This window comes from Methanocalculus natronophilus (assembly GCF_038751955.1).
Lineage (GTDB): Archaea > Halobacteriota > Methanomicrobia > Methanomicrobiales > Methanocorpusculaceae > Methanocalculus > Methanocalculus natronophilus.
The window spans coordinates 1-18,499 of record NZ_JBCEXH010000013.1 but is presented as its reverse complement, the minus strand read 5'-3'; the positions used below and the strand labels follow the sequence as shown (position 1 = coordinate 18,499).

14 protein-coding genes are annotated in these 18,499 nt (G+C 52.4%); 2 read left to right on the top strand and 12 right to left on the bottom strand.

Annotation, left to right across the window (positions count from 1 at the left end):
* Positions 1-616 precede the first annotated feature (616 nt).
* Positions 617-1,102, top strand: coding sequence for a DUF6508 domain-containing protein (locus tag ABCO64_RS09950; protein ID WP_253458143.1), 486 nt, complete (start codon positions 617-619; stop codon positions 1,100-1,102).
* Between the two features lie 65 nt (positions 1,103-1,167).
* Here ABCO64_RS09950 and ABCO64_RS09945 read toward each other — a convergent pair whose 3' ends face one another.
* Positions 1,168-4,575, bottom strand: a complete 3,408-nt coding sequence (locus tag ABCO64_RS09945; RefSeq protein ID WP_253458140.1) for a UvrD-helicase domain-containing protein — start codon at positions 4,573-4,575, stop codon at positions 1,168-1,170.
* Positions 4,572-7,673, bottom strand: coding sequence for a PD-(D/E)XK nuclease family protein (locus ABCO64_RS09940; RefSeq protein WP_292615599.1), 3,102 nt, complete (start codon positions 7,671-7,673; stop codon positions 4,572-4,574). Before ABCO64_RS09940 ends, ABCO64_RS09945 begins: the two co-directional genes overlap by 4 nt.
* A 390-nt stretch (positions 7,674-8,063) precedes the next feature.
* On the opposite strand from ABCO64_RS09940, the gene ABCO64_RS09935 reads away from it, so the two are divergent.
* Entirely contained in the window at positions 8,064-8,261 is a 198-nt protein-coding gene (locus ABCO64_RS09935; protein ID WP_253458137.1) for a histone family protein, read from the top strand.
* A 247-nt stretch (positions 8,262-8,508) separates the two neighbouring features.
* On the opposite strand, the gene ABCO64_RS09930 is transcribed toward ABCO64_RS09935, so the two are convergent.
* From ABCO64_RS09930 to ABCO64_RS09885, 10 genes are all read right to left on the bottom strand, one after another.
* Positions 8,509-9,267, bottom strand: coding sequence for a B3/B4 domain-containing protein (locus ABCO64_RS09930; protein WP_253458134.1), 759 nt, complete (start codon positions 9,265-9,267; stop codon positions 8,509-8,511).
* Positions 9,264-10,631 (bottom strand): B12-binding domain-containing radical SAM protein, encoded by a 1,368-nt coding sequence (locus ABCO64_RS09925; RefSeq protein ID WP_253458131.1) that lies wholly within the window; start codon positions 10,629-10,631, stop codon positions 9,264-9,266. The genes ABCO64_RS09930 and ABCO64_RS09925 overlap by 4 nt, the downstream gene beginning before the upstream one ends.
* Before the next feature lie 154 nt (positions 10,632-10,785).
* Positions 10,786-12,009: an adenosylhomocysteinase gene (locus ABCO64_RS09920; RefSeq protein ID WP_253458127.1), complete on the bottom strand. Its 1,224-nt coding sequence runs from the start codon at positions 12,007-12,009 to the stop codon at positions 10,786-10,788.
* A gap of 77 nt (positions 12,010-12,086) precedes the next feature.
* Positions 12,087-12,923 (bottom strand): SAM-dependent methyltransferase, encoded by an 837-nt coding sequence (locus ABCO64_RS09915; protein ID WP_253458124.1) that lies wholly within the window; start codon positions 12,921-12,923, stop codon positions 12,087-12,089.
* A 77-nt stretch (positions 12,924-13,000) separates the two neighbouring features.
* On the bottom strand, positions 13,001-13,873 hold the full coding sequence (locus tag ABCO64_RS09910; protein WP_253458121.1) for a glycine betaine ABC transporter substrate-binding protein: 873 nt from the start codon (positions 13,871-13,873) through the stop codon (positions 13,001-13,003).
* A 383-nt stretch (positions 13,874-14,256) separates the two neighbouring features.
* Positions 14,257-15,441 (bottom strand): coenzyme F420-0:L-glutamate ligase, encoded by a 1,185-nt coding sequence (locus ABCO64_RS09905; RefSeq protein WP_253458118.1) that lies wholly within the window; start codon positions 15,439-15,441, stop codon positions 14,257-14,259.
* Between the two features lie 55 nt (positions 15,442-15,496).
* Positions 15,497-16,702, bottom strand: coding sequence for a methionine adenosyltransferase (locus ABCO64_RS09900; protein ID WP_253458115.1), 1,206 nt, complete (start codon positions 16,700-16,702; stop codon positions 15,497-15,499).
* Between the two features lie 129 nt (positions 16,703-16,831).
* Complete coding sequence (locus ABCO64_RS09895; RefSeq protein WP_343089352.1) at positions 16,832-17,056, bottom strand: hypothetical protein; 225 nt, start codon at positions 17,054-17,056, stop codon at positions 16,832-16,834.
* 8 nt (positions 17,057-17,064) lie between these two features.
* Positions 17,065-17,718 (bottom strand): HEAT repeat domain-containing protein, encoded by a 654-nt coding sequence (locus ABCO64_RS09890; protein WP_253458112.1) that lies wholly within the window; start codon positions 17,716-17,718, stop codon positions 17,065-17,067.
* A gap of 221 nt (positions 17,719-17,939) precedes the next feature.
* Complete coding sequence (locus ABCO64_RS09885; protein ID WP_253458109.1) at positions 17,940-18,341, bottom strand: PaaI family thioesterase; 402 nt, start codon at positions 18,339-18,341, stop codon at positions 17,940-17,942.
* Positions 18,342-18,499: the final 158 nt, after the last annotated feature.

Genomic DNA, 18,499 nt, shown 5'->3' with positions numbered 1-18,499 from the left:
GCGAGTCCCCGGGAACTGTTCAACGCTGCCAATACCACCCTTCTTATTCTAAAAACAACCGTCTTATTCTAAAAAACAAACTCACCACACCAGACTGGTACTGTCTTCTCTTCATAGCAACGACCAAACGTCACAGCAACTACCAGAACGGGAGATTGTTTCGAAGCAAAAGCTGATTCATTGTCGCTTCTCTTTCAACAAAACCTGATTGCCCAAAACACGACGAAAGCCGTCCGGATGCGTCAGGTATTAGCCGGAACCCTGAACCCGACTCTCTGACTCCTGCACCGCAGGATTGCCCGGCTATCTCTGACCCTGTTGCAGAGAGCAGCTCAGCCAGTCATCAACACAAGAATTGGCGGTGACGAAAAAATGGTGGATCTGGATATGATAAAATACAGTATGGGGGGTTGCACAGGAACAGCAGGAAGAGCTGGGTTGCAACAGACTCCTTCCCCCGGATGCTCCCGGCATACTATACTCGGTTTCTGGACTATATAAGAAAAGTGAGCGGAGGGTGAAAGTGAAAACCACTGTCATCCCTCTTATAAAAACTCCACGAAGGTGCATGGTGTTGGCAAAGTTTCTTCCCTCTCTGAGTAGAGAATATTTTTCTGTGCCTGTACCGGATAAATCCACCCCTGCCTCCACAAATGATACTGATACGGATGCGGGTACTGCCGGGCTGCTTCACCGCCTGAAGGGGCTTTCCGACTGCCTGACAGACTGTGATGAACCGGGGCTGTGTTTCTGCACCCTTGATGATCCTGGGGGTGAGGCAGCCCCACGCTCTCTCTCTTTGGATGCAAAAGACCAGTTTATCGAAACCGTCTCTCGTCTTGGGTGGGTGGATCCGGATCTGGACTGGATCTCCTGGTCAGAATCCAGGGAAGCCCGCCAGCTCAGGGATCAGCCGCTTGCGATGCGGCGGGCGACACCTGAGCAGCTCTCGCGGCTCCTTACGGTGATCGCCAGGCAGTCCTCTGAGGGATCAGACACGTTCTCATGTGAACCAGATCTGATCGTGGGTATATGCAGGAGGGCAGCCGAACTCGCACGTATGATCGAGGAAGGAGCAGCACGCTGCCAGTTCCGGGTCTAACCACCCCGTTCTGGTTTATCCCCTCTTCCTGCCTCTGCATAATCTTTTTGGCTCCAAGCTGATCTTCAGATCAGGTGTGGCCGCTTGCCTGAGAGTTCCTCGCGTTCCAGATGTCTCCTGATCCGCCTTTCGACCTCGTCTTCGTCGATAGTGATCAAAATCCAGCGGTTACTGTCTGCGAAGTAGAGGTATGGTGTGACAGGCTCCCCGATGATTGCTTCTGCTGCATGCCGGTACACTGCCATCTGGACCTGGTATGAATCGATTGCCTTGTCAGTGCACCCGCCTGTCTTGTAGTCGATGAGCACCCAGGTCGTGTCGTGCTGTTTCACGAGACGATCGATCGTACCGGTAAAATGCACACCATAGGCAATCGTGCTGAATGGCACCTCGCAATGCTCTTCTCTGCATCCTGCAATGATTGCTGATCTGCAGAACGCCGCATAGGCGCTCTCAAGCTCTGCTGCGTATGCGGAATCAGAAATCCCATGCCGTTTCAGGACGTTCTCCGCCGTCTTCCCTTCAAAGACTTCATGCAGTATGGTTCCCCGTTCTGCTGCACCCAGCCCTTTGCTTCGGGCACGGGCATTGATCCATGAAGGGTCTGCCCGGAGACGGGGGCCTGGAGCATCACTGGTTATCCGGCTTGCCGCATAGCGTGGCTTCTCCTGTTCAACCTCAATGACTGCACCTGCTTCGGGCTCCGGAGTGCCGGCTAAAATCCTGGCCGGAATACTGCTGATATCAATTGGGACGGGTTCTGTTATGGTACTGTGAGAGGGAAGCGGCCCCGGCTCCCGGCAGAGTGCAACAGGTAGCTGCCTGCTGCTACCAGGGGGAGTGATCATACAGCATCTCTTTCTGATGCTCTCTTCACCAAGGTCAAGAGAGCATGCGATCCAGTCCATACGGCTCCTGCAGGCAGAGAGGTCAACTGCAGGTTCATCCGGGACGACTCCCGAGAGGATCAGGTGATCTTTTGCCCGGGTCGTTGCAACATACAACAACCGCCGCCTCTCGGCCGCTTCTTTCCGGCGATGTATATCCTGGAGCATTGTGAGAACCGGTGTCTTCTTCCGCCTGAACTGATCTCCGGTATCCGGGAGTGTCACTCCGAGATGGAGGGGATCGGCGATCATCAGGCTTTTGCCGGTGTAGCTGATCGTCTGGTTGAGTTCGGGGACAACAACAACTGGAAACTCAAGACCCTTTGATGCGTGCACTGTCATGATGAGGACGGCGTTTTGCGAACAGAGATCGATCTGGGCTCCGGCTTCGTCAGATTCCCCGGAGATTGCAAGATTGATCATCCTCACAAACTCTGAGAGGTTTGATCTGCTTCCCCGTGCTTTCTGCAGTATCTTTTCGATATTGGCAACTGCCTTCTCTCCACCGGGAATGCCGGCATAAACTGCATGGATTCCTGACTCCCTGGTTATCAGGCTGAGGAGATCGACTGGTTCCAACCGTCCTGCAGCGGCTTTCCATTGGGAGAGGAGACGATGGGCATCTGCACACCCGGACTCTGGATATGCCCTGGCATATGCGGCACAACTGGCAAACAGGCTCTGGTACCTGGATCCCAGTTCGCGTATCGAGAAGATATCGGCATCCGAGAGCCCGATGAAGGGGGATCTGAGTGCACCAAAGAGTGCCAGATCATCTGCTTCATTCAGTAAGAACGAGAGAATGGAGAAGACGTCAAGAACCTCCTGCTGCTGGTAGAAGCCGGTACCAGCATGGATGGTGAGTGGAATGCCATGTTTTCGGAGCGCCCACTCGAAGATGGGGAGTTTTGTTCTTCGTTCGATAAGAATGGCGATATCACCATAGCCTGCTGGGCGCGTGGACGCGAGTTTGGTGCCATCCATACTCCAGTAGATAGGCATCGCCTCTGACGAGACAAGGGACAGTATCTTTTGGGCTACCAGTTCGGCTTCATTGCGTGTGGTTTCAAGCGCATCCTCCCCGCTATCTGCAAGCAGGAGTGTTATGGATCCGGTCTCTTCCCGTCTCTCTGTTTCAAGCAGCTGGTATGGGAACTCCCAGGGTTTCTCTGACTCCTGCATCAGGTTTGAGAAGAGATAATTCACAAACCCCATCACTTCGGGTGTGCTCCGGAAGTTTCTGTCAAGCGCAACCTCACTCCCCAGAAGGTTCGCTTTGATCAGGGTCCGGGTATCTGCAAACTGGGTTACATCCGCTCTCCTGAAGAGGTAGATCGACTGCTTTGGATCGCCGACAATGAAGAGCCGATCAGATTGTACAGTCGTATCGCCGATGATCCTCTGGATGATACTGCTCTGGATGGGATCGGTATCCTGGTACTCATCGACCAGTATATAGCGGAAACGTTGCCTGAAATGCTTCTCAACAAGGAGATCGTTCTCATTGAAGAGCCGGTTGGTGTAGCGGATCAGATCAGTAAAGTCGAGCCCGTTCATCCGCTTCTTTGCAGCATCCAGAGAACCGGTATAGAGCTGGAAGACTCTGCCAAGATCTTTCTGAAACGCAACAGTTGCCTGTGTGAATGGATCGTCAGGGAGACAGGAGATGGTCAGCAGATCCGCATGCTCAAGCAGCATCGTTTTGAGACGTCTGAAGGTTTCCCTGACAAGGACAAGGTCTTCTGCCTCCCAGTTCTTCTTCTGTCCAAAGCCCGCCCTGAATTGCTGGTGAATCCTGATCAGCCCGGGGAAGACTGCTTCAGAAATCTCAGGATCGGGTGCGGTTGTGATATCAGGGATACAGGATTCGATCTCGCGGAGATACTGCATGGCCGGATCATGGGTGCCGGGGTAGCGGCGGGCGAGATCGGCGAGTGTCCTGAGGTGTGCCTGAAATACTCTGCTGCCTGTATATTCACGGATTGTCTGCCTGCGGTATGCGGTGACGGATGCTTGCCATGCAGCAAGCACCTGATCCTCGTCTTTTTCCAGTAACCTGAAGAACTCCTCTGCGAACTCCCGCTCTTCATCCAGCGTCTCCAGGTGGCTGCGTAGTTCGCCAGGGGTGATCAGCCTGAGAACTGAGATGAGGCTTGTATTCTCCTCTTCTCCTGCCTCGGTATAGAGAAGTTCCCGGATCGCATCTTCCCGGATCGTCTTCAGGGTCAGATCGTCAAGGACGGTGAATCCGGGGTTTATTCCGGCTTCTATGGAAAACTCCCTTAGAACCTGGGCACAGAAGGAATGGAAGGTTGAGATTTGTGCAAAATTCAGATCATCATGGATCTCCGATAGCTCCTCTTTTGCGATGACAGCCTCTCTGATCCGGCCTTTCATCTCGGCTGCTGCCTTCTCGGTGAAGGTGAGGGCAAGAATCTCACCAACTGCGACACCCCTGCTCTCCAGGAGGTCGAGATATTTTTGAACAAGGAGATGCGTCTTTCCGGTGCCTGCTCCCGCAACCACACAGAGGCTCTGGTCATGGTTCAGTGCCGCTTCAGCCTGCCGTTCTGTGAGAGGTTTCATGGCTCATCTCCCTCGTAGAGCCGTCTCTCATCGAACCGGCAGATGGATTTGAACTGGCAGTACGCCGGGCAGGCGCCTGGATCACTGACTATCGGGAACTGCCCTGAACGGATACCTTCCAGGTAGTTCCCTACATTTGCAAGCGTGTCTGCAATAACGTCCGCAAGGGGGCGGCTGGCTCCCCCTCTGACCCTGACGAAGGGTGCAAAGAGCTCATCTGCTGAAGGATCCCGGATCACTGCCCGGCACTGGATCTCTCCCTGCTTCATTGCATAATAGGCGCCCCCGGCACCGGAAAGTCCCATCCAGAGCTCAACAGCCCTGATATAGAGGGGGAGCTGGAGTTTCTTCCCACTCGTAATATCGCCATATCCGGGTGTTTTTCCGGTTTTGTAATCGATTGCACAGAACCTGCCGTCCGGTGTCCTGTCGATCCTGTCGATCCTCCCGCGGAGCCGGATGGAGCCGGATGCGTCGTCAAGGGGAATGGTGATCGGGTCGGGAATAGAGACAGAGTCGTCCCCGTGGAGCAGGGGTAGACCAAATGAACACTCAAAATGTGACGGGACAAATGGGGATTTTGCCAGGTTCAGTTCGTACTCAAGGAACGCTGCAAGGAATCCGGGGCCGATCTCAACTGAACCGAGTAACTTTTCGCTCTCAACAATCCATATCGGGTTTCTCCTCCCGTAACTTCCTATCTCCTCACCGGCTATTGCCCTCATCTCCTGGAGTGCGGCATCCAGATTCTCTTCTGAGATATGTGGCGTATTGCTCTTCGTCCTCTCCCTGAAGAACCGGTAGAGGATCCTGTGGATCAGGTTGCCGCGTTCGAGACTGCCAAGATCAGGCTCTGCCTCAGGCAGTGCCTCAATTCCCAGGACATTTCCTGCAAAAAATGAGAATGGACAGGCTGCATATCTTTCAAGTGCCGAGACCGAATAGACGGCATCGCTCCCAAACCGCCTGATGAGGGCAGCGGTGATGGCGGGGTCATCCCCGATGATCCCGTCATAGGATGAAGCTGCCCGTCCTCTCCGGTGGTATGTTTCCATGTTGATCCGCCGGGCAACCGATGCCGGATTAAGCTGGGAGGGGAGCAGCTGAGAGGCAGGCATGATCTCATTTCTGCTCAGGAGTTTGCCTGCATGTTCTGTTCTTCCCCTGCGTGAATGGTGGCTGAACCTGCCTGCATCTTCTTCTTCCAGCAGGCCGTCCATGAATCCTGACCGGAGATGGACACCCTCTCCGTCAGATTCGGGATACGACAGGGTGATACGCTCTGTGGCTGTTCCAATTGCTGCAAGGAAGTAGTAGCGCTCCTCGCGGAGGAGTTCTTTTCCTGAGAGGGTCTGAAGCATGCGGGTTTCGAGGTTTGTGCAGAGGGGAAGCCTGGTCTCAAGCCGGGGTAAGGCTCCATCGGTGAGATTGCCAATGAAGAGGTGGGGGGTTCTGAGATGACGGGCTTCCCGGATGCCAAGGACCTGGACTGCGTTTCTGTTCTGTATTGTGGGCAGGCGGGTTGCGGAGACGGCATTTGTCAGCAGGGAGAGAAACGATCCCGCCGGGATCTTCTTCTCCGGAATGCAGGTTGCCGCAGTTGCAAGCCTGTCAAGGACACCGATAAAAGCCAGGAATGCTGCCTCCTCTTCGATAGCCAGCTCATCGTCTTCGGTGGAGCTGAAGACGGGGAATGCGAAGCGTTCAAGCATATCCCGGTATGCGGCCAGGTGTCCGGAGAGTGTCTCAATGTCTGGGAGTCTCTGTAGTTCCTCTATCAGTGAAAGGATCCCGGCATGAAGTTCTCTCATGCTCCGTATCTCAGCTTCTCCATGTTTTGCTCTGCTCCCGGAAAATCCGGCATATTCCGTCTCTTTTGAATGGATGTATGCTGCTATCCGGTGCTGCCAGTCTGCTGCTCCGGCAGAGACGCCGGCTTTCCGGGAGAGGATATCGGCAGCAGATCCCTGTAGTCTCTGCGATATGTTCTGCTGCCTGGTATGGCACGGGGTATAGGGTGACATGAGGAGTGCGATCAGATCCTCCCTTCGAAACCCGAAGGCAGGCGTCTCAAGCACCTTCAGGAGTGCTCCAGCAAGCTGGGATCTGATCAGGGGTTTTCCGGTGGAGGTGGAGACGGGTATCCCGAAATCAGGAAAAATCTCCTTAACGAGGGCGATACTATCCGCAATTGCCGGGAAGAGCACCATGATATCGCCGGGTGCTGACCCCTCTTCGATTCTGTTCCGTATATGGCCTGCAATCCCGCGGAGTTCTTCTTCAGGAGTGCGGTACCTGTTTGCGGTGATGGTGATACCCCCTGTTGAAAGCGGCTTTTCATCAAAGTACCGGGCAAGCGGGGGTATTTGGTTGCTTAGATCCTGTTCGGGTACAATCCCAAGCCACGATCCATCATCTGCAAAGCACCGTGAATCTGGCATATACGGAACCGCGTATACAAATTGTTCTGCGGTCTCTTTCAGGGCGAGTATCAGGTCACGTTCAATTGGGAACGGCTCATAGAGGCCATAGATAAAGACGTTTTTCGGACCCTTTTTGCTCCTGATCCAGTCTGCTGCTCTGATAATGGCAGTCTGGGTGTCCAGGAGCCGCTCTTCTGCCAGATACCTTGTATATGCGGAATAAAGGAGTCCGATCTCGTTACTCTTCCTGCTTTCTGCTTCCCCAAGCGCCGCAGGATAGTCAATCTTTCTCTCCTGCAAAACATCGAAGAGAACCCTCAGTTCACGGGCAATAGCGGCTCCCCCGCTCTGGCCGGGATCAAGGATTGGGTATCTCTTCTCTGCAAGGAGGGTTGCGATGATCAGCTCTTTTTCCAGGTTCCCTATCCGGGTCACATCTCCTGACCGTTTTTCCACAACATGACTCGCATACCCGGAAAGCGTGAGTATGGAAGATTCGATAAATGAGATGCCCGTATCTTCGAGTTGTCGCCTGGTTGTGTGGACGAGGCGGGAGGTTGGGAGGATGAGCAGTGTATCAAATGGCTCCTGCTGCATTGCAGCCACTGCAACACTGATATATGTATTTGGGCTTTCTCCGGGACGGATATGGTAGAGTGTTTCTGCAGCTGCCATGCGTATGTTCCTCAAGGCCTCTCTCTTCTCTGCTAGACGGTTTGGTATGTCCCGAATCCACCATTAATGGTTGCGATTGGACTCCTGGATTTTATATGCATGGCTGCCGGGGCAGGTTATACTGGATATCTCCTGCAATGAAAGGTATTTCAGGGTTTGCGAGGTCGAAAGGGACTGCCGGATGGTCTGATTCTGAATTATTCTTTATTCATCACGAATATTATCTTTAATTGCTAATTAGGGCTTATTTTGACATTTTCGCATATACTTTCCCGGGCACCGTCAATGACCCGGTAGAAGCGAGGAACACGGGAATTGATGTATTATAATGGCTGAATATCCGAAAGCATTAAGTATATTCCAGCACACTCTTTCAATGGTGGAAATCTCATGGCAGACCTACCTATTGCAGCTGTTGTAAGAATTGCAAAGAAGAATGGTGCAGAGCGTGTCGGCAATGATGCAGCAGAAGCTCTTGTTGCAAAAGCAGAAGCATACATTGCTGATCTCACCAGGAAGGCGAACCAGTACGCCGTTCACGCAGGCAGAAAGACGATCAAAGCAGAAGATATTGATCTCGCCGCGTAGAGAAGAGACGAAGAACATCATATCTTTTCATATGAGCATATCAGCTCATTTATCTTCATAGTTACAACTGTAACTTTGCTGGAGTGGCCGGGGTGATCGCCACCGGGACGGATTTGTCTGTCCCTGGCTTTCATCCTCTGCCTGGCAGGATTCTTCCGGCACTTTTCTCAGGGGTTTTCCTGGTTTTATCTGTTAACCTGGTTATTCCAGGATCTGTTCCAGGCTGTAGTGAGTTTTGACAGCAGGGTCACTGCTGGTCTTTCACCCGTGTTGGGATTGTGTTCCTGGTATCTTCTGCACCTGCATAGCGTGTGAGGTATCCAAGAGCGAGATCATATGCCTGCTCTACCATTTCGGGGGCAATACCCGGAATTCCGCACGCAACCAGGTAAATTGTGGTTGTGGCTGTTGTGATCTTTGTTGCATCTGAGTCCCGAAAAGGATAGACTGCAATGATTGGTTCATCAGATACCTCCTTTGAACCGGGCTTCCTGCTCATCTCATAATGCGGACTGCTGCCTTCTCCGTCTGTCAGGACAACCTGGTTCTCATGCAGGATGATCGGGCTCTTCATCCCGATGCCCAGGAACTCTTCGCTGTTGCGTGCAAATCTCATACAAATCCCGTTCTGCAGGGTTGCGGCATCAAAAGCGGCGAGCGGTATCCCTGTTTCTGCAGATGCCAGGTTGTAGGCATCAACTGCGGTATTTATCGTCGGGAGAGGTTTGTCTGCCAGTATCCTCCGCACCAGTGCCTCGGATGCGGGCCGGGTCTTTGTGGGATCAACCCCGACACTCCAGAAGAAGTCGCGGTACGCACGGAAGATGGAGACATCCCTGACAGTGTCAAGGGTGTAGCGGGCCTTGATTTCTCCGGCTATAGTCTCTTTCTGCCTCTCAAGGTCCGGGTTTATCCGGGTGATGGCAAGAGGCGTAACCACTCCTTCCACAACACCAATACCGGGAAACCGGGACAATACATCAGGATGAATCTGGATTTGTTTCATGGGGATACCAGCATTCTCATTGCATGGAAGAAGGGACGGCCTTCCTTTGCAAGGGTCTTCAGAATATAGATTGGCCGGAGGTAAAACTCCCGGTAGGCTCCTGCCTGGAGATCCCGTATCTCATCAATCGTCAGGTTCATCGTCTCCACTATCGGCTGGAAGAGATCGAACCGTGTCCAGTTCTGAGGCAGCGCTCCACGCTCTTTCATGGCTGCATAGAACTCTGTACCGGGGTATGGGGTGGCAACAGAGAAGAGGGCGTAGCTTGCCTGTAACTGCTTCACAAATGCGATGCTTTTCTTTACTGTCTCTTTTGTCTCGCCGGGCAGACCGATTGCAACTGATGCGATCGTTCGCATGCCGTACATGCGGGCAGCCCGGAATATGGCTCGTATATCATCAACCCGTGTGCCTTTCCTGATTCTGTCCAGGATGTCCTGGTTTCCGGACTCCACTCCGATGAAGAGGGTCTCGCACCCTGCCTGCTTCATCAGCCCGATCAGGTTGGCATCGATTCTGTCTGCCCGTGCCGTACATCCCCATTCGATATCCATATCCTCTTCTATGAGCAGCCTGCAGAAGGTTTCAACCCACCCCGGTACCAGGGTGAAGGTATCGTCCATGAATGCAAACATCGGGATGCCAAGTGTCTCCCTGATATGTTTCATCTCACTGATAACATTCTGGGGACTTCTCTTCCGGATCACCTTTCCATGAAGAGCTGATGACGCACAGAATGAACAGGCCATTGGACACCCCCTGCTGCATATCAGGGTTGCTATCGGCATGTTGACGTCAAAAATCCGGTAGTTTTCTTTTGGAATGAGATGGCGGGCCGGGTACGGCAGCCCATCCAAATCCAAATGATATGGCCTGTCGTCTGTCTCAGTGATCTCCCCGCCAGACCTGAAGACAAGGCCGCTGACTGTCTGGAGGTCGCTTTCTGCCCGAAGTGCCTGGTAGAGTTCCAGAAAGGTATATTCCCCTTCTCCCTTGATGATGATATCAACTGCATCTGTTCCAGAGAGAATCTCCTGGTGCATGAACGTGGCATGCGGCCCTCCAAGGACAACAGTCTTTGCGCCACCCCTCTTTGCTGCCTCTGCCGCTTTCACAGCCTCTTCAAGAAGCGGGGTTGTCGCAGTAATTCCGACAATGAACGGCTCTGTTGCGGCAACCCGTCTTTCGATATCAGCAAAAGTTGTGTCTTCTGCGGCACAGTCCATCACTTCGATGGATATCCCATGCTCTTCCAGGACTGCTGCGATGTAGAGAATGCCCAGTGGCGGTATCCGGATATTGAGGTACTTCTTGTACTTGGACTTCTCATCCGGTGGGTTGATGAAGAGTACATCAGCAGCCATCAGAGGAACTATGATTTCTATGATGGTATATAAAGATAGGTGCCGCTGTCCCATTCGCCGGGTGATAAGAAAAAGGTGAAGGGGGGCGTAGAGCACCCTCTTTGGATCACTGCCCGGAAAGGGGATAGAGATGCCTGCTGCCAGGCAAACTGCCCTATGTTCCGATATCCCACGAGGACATATACTCCGCCTGCTCGGGGGTGAGTGTATCAATTGAGCATCCAAGAGATGCAAGCTTGATACGTGCAATATCCTCATCCATCTCGTTTGGTACGTCATGGACACCCGGAGCAAGGGACGTGCCGTGCTTTACCATATATTCTGTCGAGAGTGCCTGGACAGCAAAGGAGAGATCCATCACCTCAATCGGATGGCCCATTCCCTTTGGAACAGCAAGGTTCACAAGGCGGCCTTCTGCCAGCACATGGATTGTTTTGTCACCGAGGACGTAGCTGTCGATACCATCACGGCGCCTGATATCATCTGCATTATTCTCAAGCCAAACACAGTCGATCTCGACATTGAAGTGGCCTGCATTGGAGAGGATTGCCCCGTCACGCATCAGGGCAAACTCGGCTTCTTTCAGGATACCGACATTACCGGTGGTGGTGACGAAGAGTTCGCCAACAGCTGCAGCTTCCTGCATTGTCATCACCTCGAATCCATCGAAGTGTGCCTGGAGGGCACGGCGGGGATCGATCTCGGTCACGATCACCCGTGCTCCGAGTGCCCGGGCTTTCGTGGCAAGTCCGCGGCCGCAGTAGCCATACCCGGCAACGACAACATGCTTTCCTGCGATCAGGATATTTGTCGTTGCCATGATCGCGGTGAGCGAACTCTCGCCTGTCCCATGGACATTATCGAAGTAATGTTTCATGGGCGTGTCATTGACGGCAATAACCGGGAATTCGAGTTTTCCTTCCCCGGCCATAGCTTTGAGCCGGTGAATGCCGGTTGTTGTCTCTTCACACCCGCCGAGGATGCCGGGGAGGATGTCCCGTCTGCCTGTGTGAAGGTGGTGGATGAGATCCATTCCATCATCAATTGTTATTGTCGGACGGGCATCGAGCACCTTGTCGATACCATCGTAATACTCCTCGTTTGTGCAGCCGCGTATGGCATAACAGGCAATAGCACCGTCATTGAGTGCTTCTGCCACATCATCCTGTGTCGAGAGCGGGTTGCAGCCGGTGATATGCACCTCTGCACCGCCTGCTGCGAGTGTCCGTGTGAGCACGGCAGTCTTTGCTTCAACATGGAGCGCCATGCCGATGACGACCCCTTTCAATGGCTGTTCCTTTATAAAACGCTCGCGTATCTGCCTGAGAACAGGCATATACTGCTCAGCCCAACGAATCTTTTCTTCTCCGGTATGCATTATCCATCACGTTCTGAAAAATATTTCCTGTATAGTTTTTTGTCTTCTGTCCTCTTTAGCTCTGTCACTCTGGCTCTCTACCCGCGGAGACGGGCGACGAAGAGGCCCCAGCCGATCTTATCTTCATAGCCTTTCGCAACCCAGAAGCGGAGCCCTTCAAGTGCACCATCAATGATTTCGGCAGGAGCGCCTTTCTCATTGACGAGATAATTCCGTTTCTTCTCGACAATATCATGGACTTCCTGGTAGGATCTTGCCAGGTTCGCACTCCCGAGATCCTGGATCTCCAGGATCTCAAAGCCAGCATCCTCAAGCTTCTCGCGATAGAGATCCCGGGTTGCTATATTTGGTGTTTTCACCCGTGCATAGACCCGCTCTGCCTCTTCCCGGCTGAGGGTATCCATCTCAAGGATATCTGAAAAGACAAAACAGCCGCCTGGCTTGAGAACACGTGCACATTCTGCAACAAGCCTGCCCTTATCCGGGCTGTGAAGCATGGCATCCTGGCTCACCAGAATGTCAAAGGTGTTCTCATCAAACGGCATGTTGTTGTAATCCCCGTCGACTACCCTGATCCTCTCTGCAAGACCCTCGTCTGCATTTTTTGCCCTGGCGTACTCGTTCTCTTTCTGCGAGAGATTGAGTCCGTATACCATCCTGCAACCGGTGTTCTTTGCGATATACCGGGGCAGGCCGCAGAACCCGCTCCCGACATCAAGGATTACCGTGTCCGGGGTGATAGAAAGCCTGCTTACCAGGTTCTCATTGGCCCTGATTGCTGCCTCGTAAAAATCATCAGTCTCATCAAAGATACCGAGATGATGGTTCTCGCCACCCCAGCATTCTCTATACATCTCGTGAATAGCGCCATTATAGTAGTCCTGGGTGACTTCGATATAATCTTCTGATGTCATCTTTCACATATTCCTCCGTTATTTCAATAGCCTGCTACCTGGTATGGGTGAAGATACGCAGGTAGAAAAAAAGGGTGTTAGTTGCCAATCCATGCATCGACTGTTGCCTGGTTGGCGTTGATCCACGTTGCTGCTGCCTCGTCTTCGGGCATGCCGGACTCTATATCGGTCATGACAGACGCAATATCGTCAGCAGTCCACTCGAACCGCTCAAGGATTCCATACGCAGTGGGATCATCCTCTTTGAGACCCATCCTGGCAAGGGTGACAATGTCGTCAAATTCTCCGTAATCTTTCTCTGGATCGTCAAGGAACTTCAGGTCGAACCGGCCGAACTTCCAGTGGGGGCTCCATCCGGTTACGGCGATCCATTCCTCATCATTGATTGATGATCTGAGTGCGGCTGCCATGCCTGCACTGCTGCTTGCGACGAGCTCAAAATCAAGATCATAATTTTCAATCGCATTCTCTGTCATGGTCATGACACCTGCACCAGGTTCAACGCCGATGATTCGGTTATCAAATTTGTCGGCATAGTCGTTCATCTCTTCGATTGAGTCGATGGTGACGTATGCAGGGACAACAATCCCGTGTCTGCCGTTCCCTTTGATATTCGCGTTGACATAATCAATTCTCTCTCCATACTCTTCCCAGAAGTGCTGGTGAATATGCGGGAGCCAGGCATTTGTCGTGAAGTCGACATCACCGTTTGCGAGTGCGGCATAGAGCGGCCCTGCATCGACTGCAACAATCTCGACATCATATCCTGCCTGTTCAAAGACCTGTTCGATGACATGGGTGCTGGCTATCGCACAGTCCCAGGTGACGTATCCAATTGAGATCTCTTTCTTTTGCTCTGCCGGGTCCTCGCCGACACATCCTGCAACAAGCAGTGTGGCAAGGACGAGGACGCCAATGATAGCGGAAATACATATACGTTGACGATTCATTGAAACACCATCCATCCCTGTTAATCAGGGACTTACCTAAAAGGGCCAATTATGACCGATACTTGGTTAGATGGACATTCTTAAAAGTAGTTGTCGGGTACCTTTATATAAAATGACAATTTTTGGGTCTTTTTTGGCATTTTAAGCCCTGTATCAGCCTTTTCAGGATCGTGATATATGATAATTGGCAGCCGTACAGGCATCCTATGGGGGATAGAGGGGTTCTTATCTCTTCACTAGAGGATAGTTTCGATGAAGCCCCTTTCTTTGCATAACAAAGCATTTTTTAATGTTCAATTGCCCTGCGCGAGCTTTTATGGTGATAAAAAAGTGAAAATCTGCCTGAGCCTGGCAGCTCTCCAGGTGTGTCCGGCTGGCCAATGTCAGGCTTTCGAAAAGATCCCTTTAATCAGGATCATCGGGGTGCCGGCATCGGCTGAACCACTGACGAGATCAGCAAGGCTTGCGAGAATATCCTTCATTCTCCGTGGTGTTGTTCCCTCACACTCAATTGAATGGATCTCTCGTGCCCGTTTATATTCTTCTTCGAGAAGCGTTGTAATCTCCTCTTCTGACCGTCCTTCAGCATGGAACTGGTCAACAAGGTACTTCATTTTGAATCCTTCCCGCAGCCCTTCACCAATCCCCGGTGTTGCGCCGAAGGTTGTGATCGGGTCAGCAAGCTCGTATATGCCGCTGAAAGGATCTTTGTAGGCTCCATCGCCATAGACGATGATCTCAAGCTGCTTGCGGGTCTTCCTCAGGACAGCCTCCTGAAGAGAGCAGGCAAACTGGTCTGCATGGTAGGGTGCCAGTTTCAACCTGTCTTCAGAGGACATGTTGCTCCCAAGGAGTCCCCACTCAGAGCCAGGCGGCGTCTCAGTGGAGCTGCAGATGTCCTGGAGTGTACAGCAGGCTGGAGCCACTGCTGCAATGGCCGCCTTTGTCTTCTCCCGTGTATGAATGTCGGCTGCGATCACTGCATCGGGGTTGAAGGCTGCAATCTTTTTCGGATCATTACAGAGTATGACCGTGGGCTCTGCTCCGGCTTCGCGGATGATCGACTCGTAGAGGGTAATGTAGTTTACACCGGTCAGGGGGTGGGTATAATCCCCGCCAATATCACTGGACCTGATCAGTCCGGCATACGTCCGGTCAAGCTCTGTTGCCACTTCGGGGGGGATGATCTGGTTGCCGACTTCGTCATCGGGATAGGAGAGGCAGACGATCACCTCACCATCCGGTACAGCCCGTGCGATACTCTTGAGGATGAAGGAGAACCGGTTCCGGCTCGCGATAGGGAAGACGACTCCCACCTTCCCATCAGGGCTGAGAGAGAGGAGCTCTCGGATCTCTTTCGCAATATCGTCTATTTTGACAAAATTGCTCTGTGCACGGGCAACAATCGATTCGGTGATTGCAAGGACGTCACCATCCTCAATCATCCCGTCTTCATCCATTTTGCTGATCTCTTCAAGGAGCATCGCCTGGAGATCTGTTCCGGGGACGATAACTCCCATCTTAATGCCAAAGGCGCACGGCCCTACATAATCGGGTAGTGTAAACATGAGCTGATCTCCTGCTTCAGTTTTTTTTTCGAAGTGATATTGGCTATATTTCTCATCAGAAGGTTTTGAGTTCGCCCTTGATGACTTTCTCGGTGACACTCCTGATATCTGTAAGCTTCCCGTTGACGATCTCTTCGACTTCACGGGAGACTGAGGTGAAGTCAGCACCAGCCTCGGGGATAATCTGGACGCTTGCAATGAGTGGCTGGTCAATCGGCTTGCCGATCTGGGAGAGGAGCCTGACGTACATCTCGGTGATCCCATCAACCCTGGTGCACGCCTCCTGGGCGATTTCAGTAGAGAGAAGGTTGTAGATCTTGCCAATATGGTTGATCGGGTTCTTCCCGCTCGCTGCTTCCATGCTCATCGGCCGGTGTGGGGTGATGAGTCCGTTGATCCGGTTGCCCCTGCCAACAGATCCGTCGTCACCCATCTCGGCGGAGGTGCCGTTCACGGTCAGGAAGATGCTTTCATTGGCGAGGTCATCGGCTGTATTGACGGCAACCTCAACCTTCCTGCTGGTAAGTTTTCGTGCAACAGCCTCGAGCTCTTCCTGCATGATGGCAGTCATGTTGCGATAGTCGTCAAGCGACGAACAGTACCGGTCGACCATTGCCGAGGCGATTGTGAATGTCATATCCTCACCGTTTCGAAGACCCATGATCTTGATGTCATACCCGATCATCGGGTGTTTTGGACGCAGGTTGTCTGCTATCTGCTGATCCATGGCACGGATTATCTGCTCAACCTCAGAGAATGGTGCATGGCCAACGCCAAACGAGGTGTCGTTGGCCCGTGGGATGCTGGATGCCCCGTCAGGCTTGAAGACATCACGAAGATCAGTTGATCCATCGCCCATCCTGCAGTCGACGATGATGTCGCGTTCCATGTTCAGGGTGGGAAGGGTCTCTGCAAGGTAGTTGCGTGCTGCTTCAACAGAAACGGAATCCGCAGGGATGACTGTTCCATTGAACTCTTTTGTTGCCCTGCCTGTCAGAAGGAGGTATATGGGCCTGACAATCTTTCCGCCGCCAAATGCAGGGAGCGATGCACCGGCAACAACCTCGCCCTGGTCGGTGTTGTGGTGGAGAATACCATCACAGCGTTCATCATATTCCCTGCAGAGTGCACGGCTGACTGCTTCGGCAACGCCATCAGCGATGCTGTCTGGATGGCCGATACATTTCCGCTCGACAAGTTCGATCTGCTGCTCTTCAATTGGTGTCTGGTCAAGTGATACAATAGCTATATTTCGTTTCATAAGAAGCCTCAGGTTTGTTCTTCTGAAGGTCATTTTTTTGAAAAATTGTCAGTAAAATGACCTTTTTCTACAACTATATCCCCCGTTAAACAAATACCTTCTGCCTTGCACCTATCTTTTTCCGGGCTCTCAAAAAAACGTGTATAGAGTTTCTCTCTCTCCAAAACCTCCACTTTGGACTTCTCCACTCACGTGCCGGAATATATGTCTTGTATTTGCCCATACGGGGAAAACGTGTTTTGGAAACCTCTCTTTGGCAGAGTTTCCGGGTTTTCCAGGTTTCAATTTTCTGGTTACACGCGGGCGGATCTTCTCTGGTGGCGCATAGGAAAAAAGTGGGGGGTTTGCCTTCATATGGGAGGTTATCGCCGTATCTTTTTCAGGGCTTTTTCTGAACGCTTCCGAACCTTCTTTGAGGAGTCTTTCAGTGCAGTAGTGAGTTCGTCAACTGCTTCACTGCCACCGATTCGTCCGAGTGCCTTTGCTGCTGCCTGCCGTACATCTGCTGAGGAGTCCCCGAGTGCACCAGTGAGCTGGCTGACCGCACGTTGGGATCGGATCGCACCAAGCGCCTTTGCGGCCGCTTCCCGTACCTCTGCAGACGTATCCTTCAATGCGGCGGTGACTGGTTCAACTGCCTGCTGGGTTCGGATCTTTCCGAGTGCCTGAACGGCTGCCTCACGGACAGATGCTGATGTGTCGTTGGTTGCGTTTATAAGCGGGCCGATCGCCTGTGGATCACGGATCTTCCCAAGTGCCTTTGCTGCTTCTCTTCGTACATTTCTGGCATCGTCCTCCAGGCCGGCAATCAGGTCGTGAACTGCACGCTGATCCCGGATATTTCCAAGAGCTTTCATGGCCCGCCTTCGAACGCCTGCCTCTGTATCCCTGAGAGCTTCAAGGAGGCTCTCAACCGCCTGAGGTTCCCGCATTCTGCCAAGCTTTCCTGCTGCCTCACTCCGGATATCGGGATCGGCATCTTTGAGTTGTTCAATCTTTTCCCGCAGATCATTCATTCAGATCACACCCTTCCTCCTGGTGAGGTATTTTGGGTTTTATTCGGGGTAATATTCCCCTGATAGTCATTGATGAGTGTGGGTTTACAAAAAGTTTTCGTCTTCTGAAACAAAAGCGACACACTCCCAAATCCCCATTGTCCACTCATCCTGCTCTCCTCTCACATTGTCTCTCTCAGATCCTTCCTCGCTTCTTCCTCTCTAATTGCATCTATCTCCCGTTATGGAGCCTGCGTCTTCCGGTAGACCATGCCCTGGAAGATGGCGATCTTTGTATCCTCTTCATCGGTGATGATGACAGTATAGGAAGCAAGCTTTGGGTTTTTTGTAAACTCCTCTGCAACAGCCCTCAGTTTTCCTTCACGGGCGGCGGTCAGGTAGGAGATATGTGCATTGATTGCCGCTGCCGGTATGCCATGAGAATTCGAGGCAAGGGCGAAAGCCGTGTCAGCAAGCGTAAAGAGGGCGCCCCCGTGGACTGTTCCATGGCTGTTTCTGTGCCTGCCCTGGATATCCATCGAGACAACTGCCCGGCCAATGCCCGCCTCCTCGAGGACAATCCCGTTCTCCCGTGAAAAGGTATCTGCAGCAAAGAAACGCTCAGCATCTTCTGTTTGTGACATATGGTCATCTTGCAGGCACGCAACGAAATAGCTACGCCTTCGATAGCATTTTGCATGCTGTGGCAGATCAGATCAATTGGATCCGTATTTTGGAAAAATTAAGGAGAACTTCGAATAACCCCTCCCCATCGAAAGTACTTTATACTGGGGGATCGATC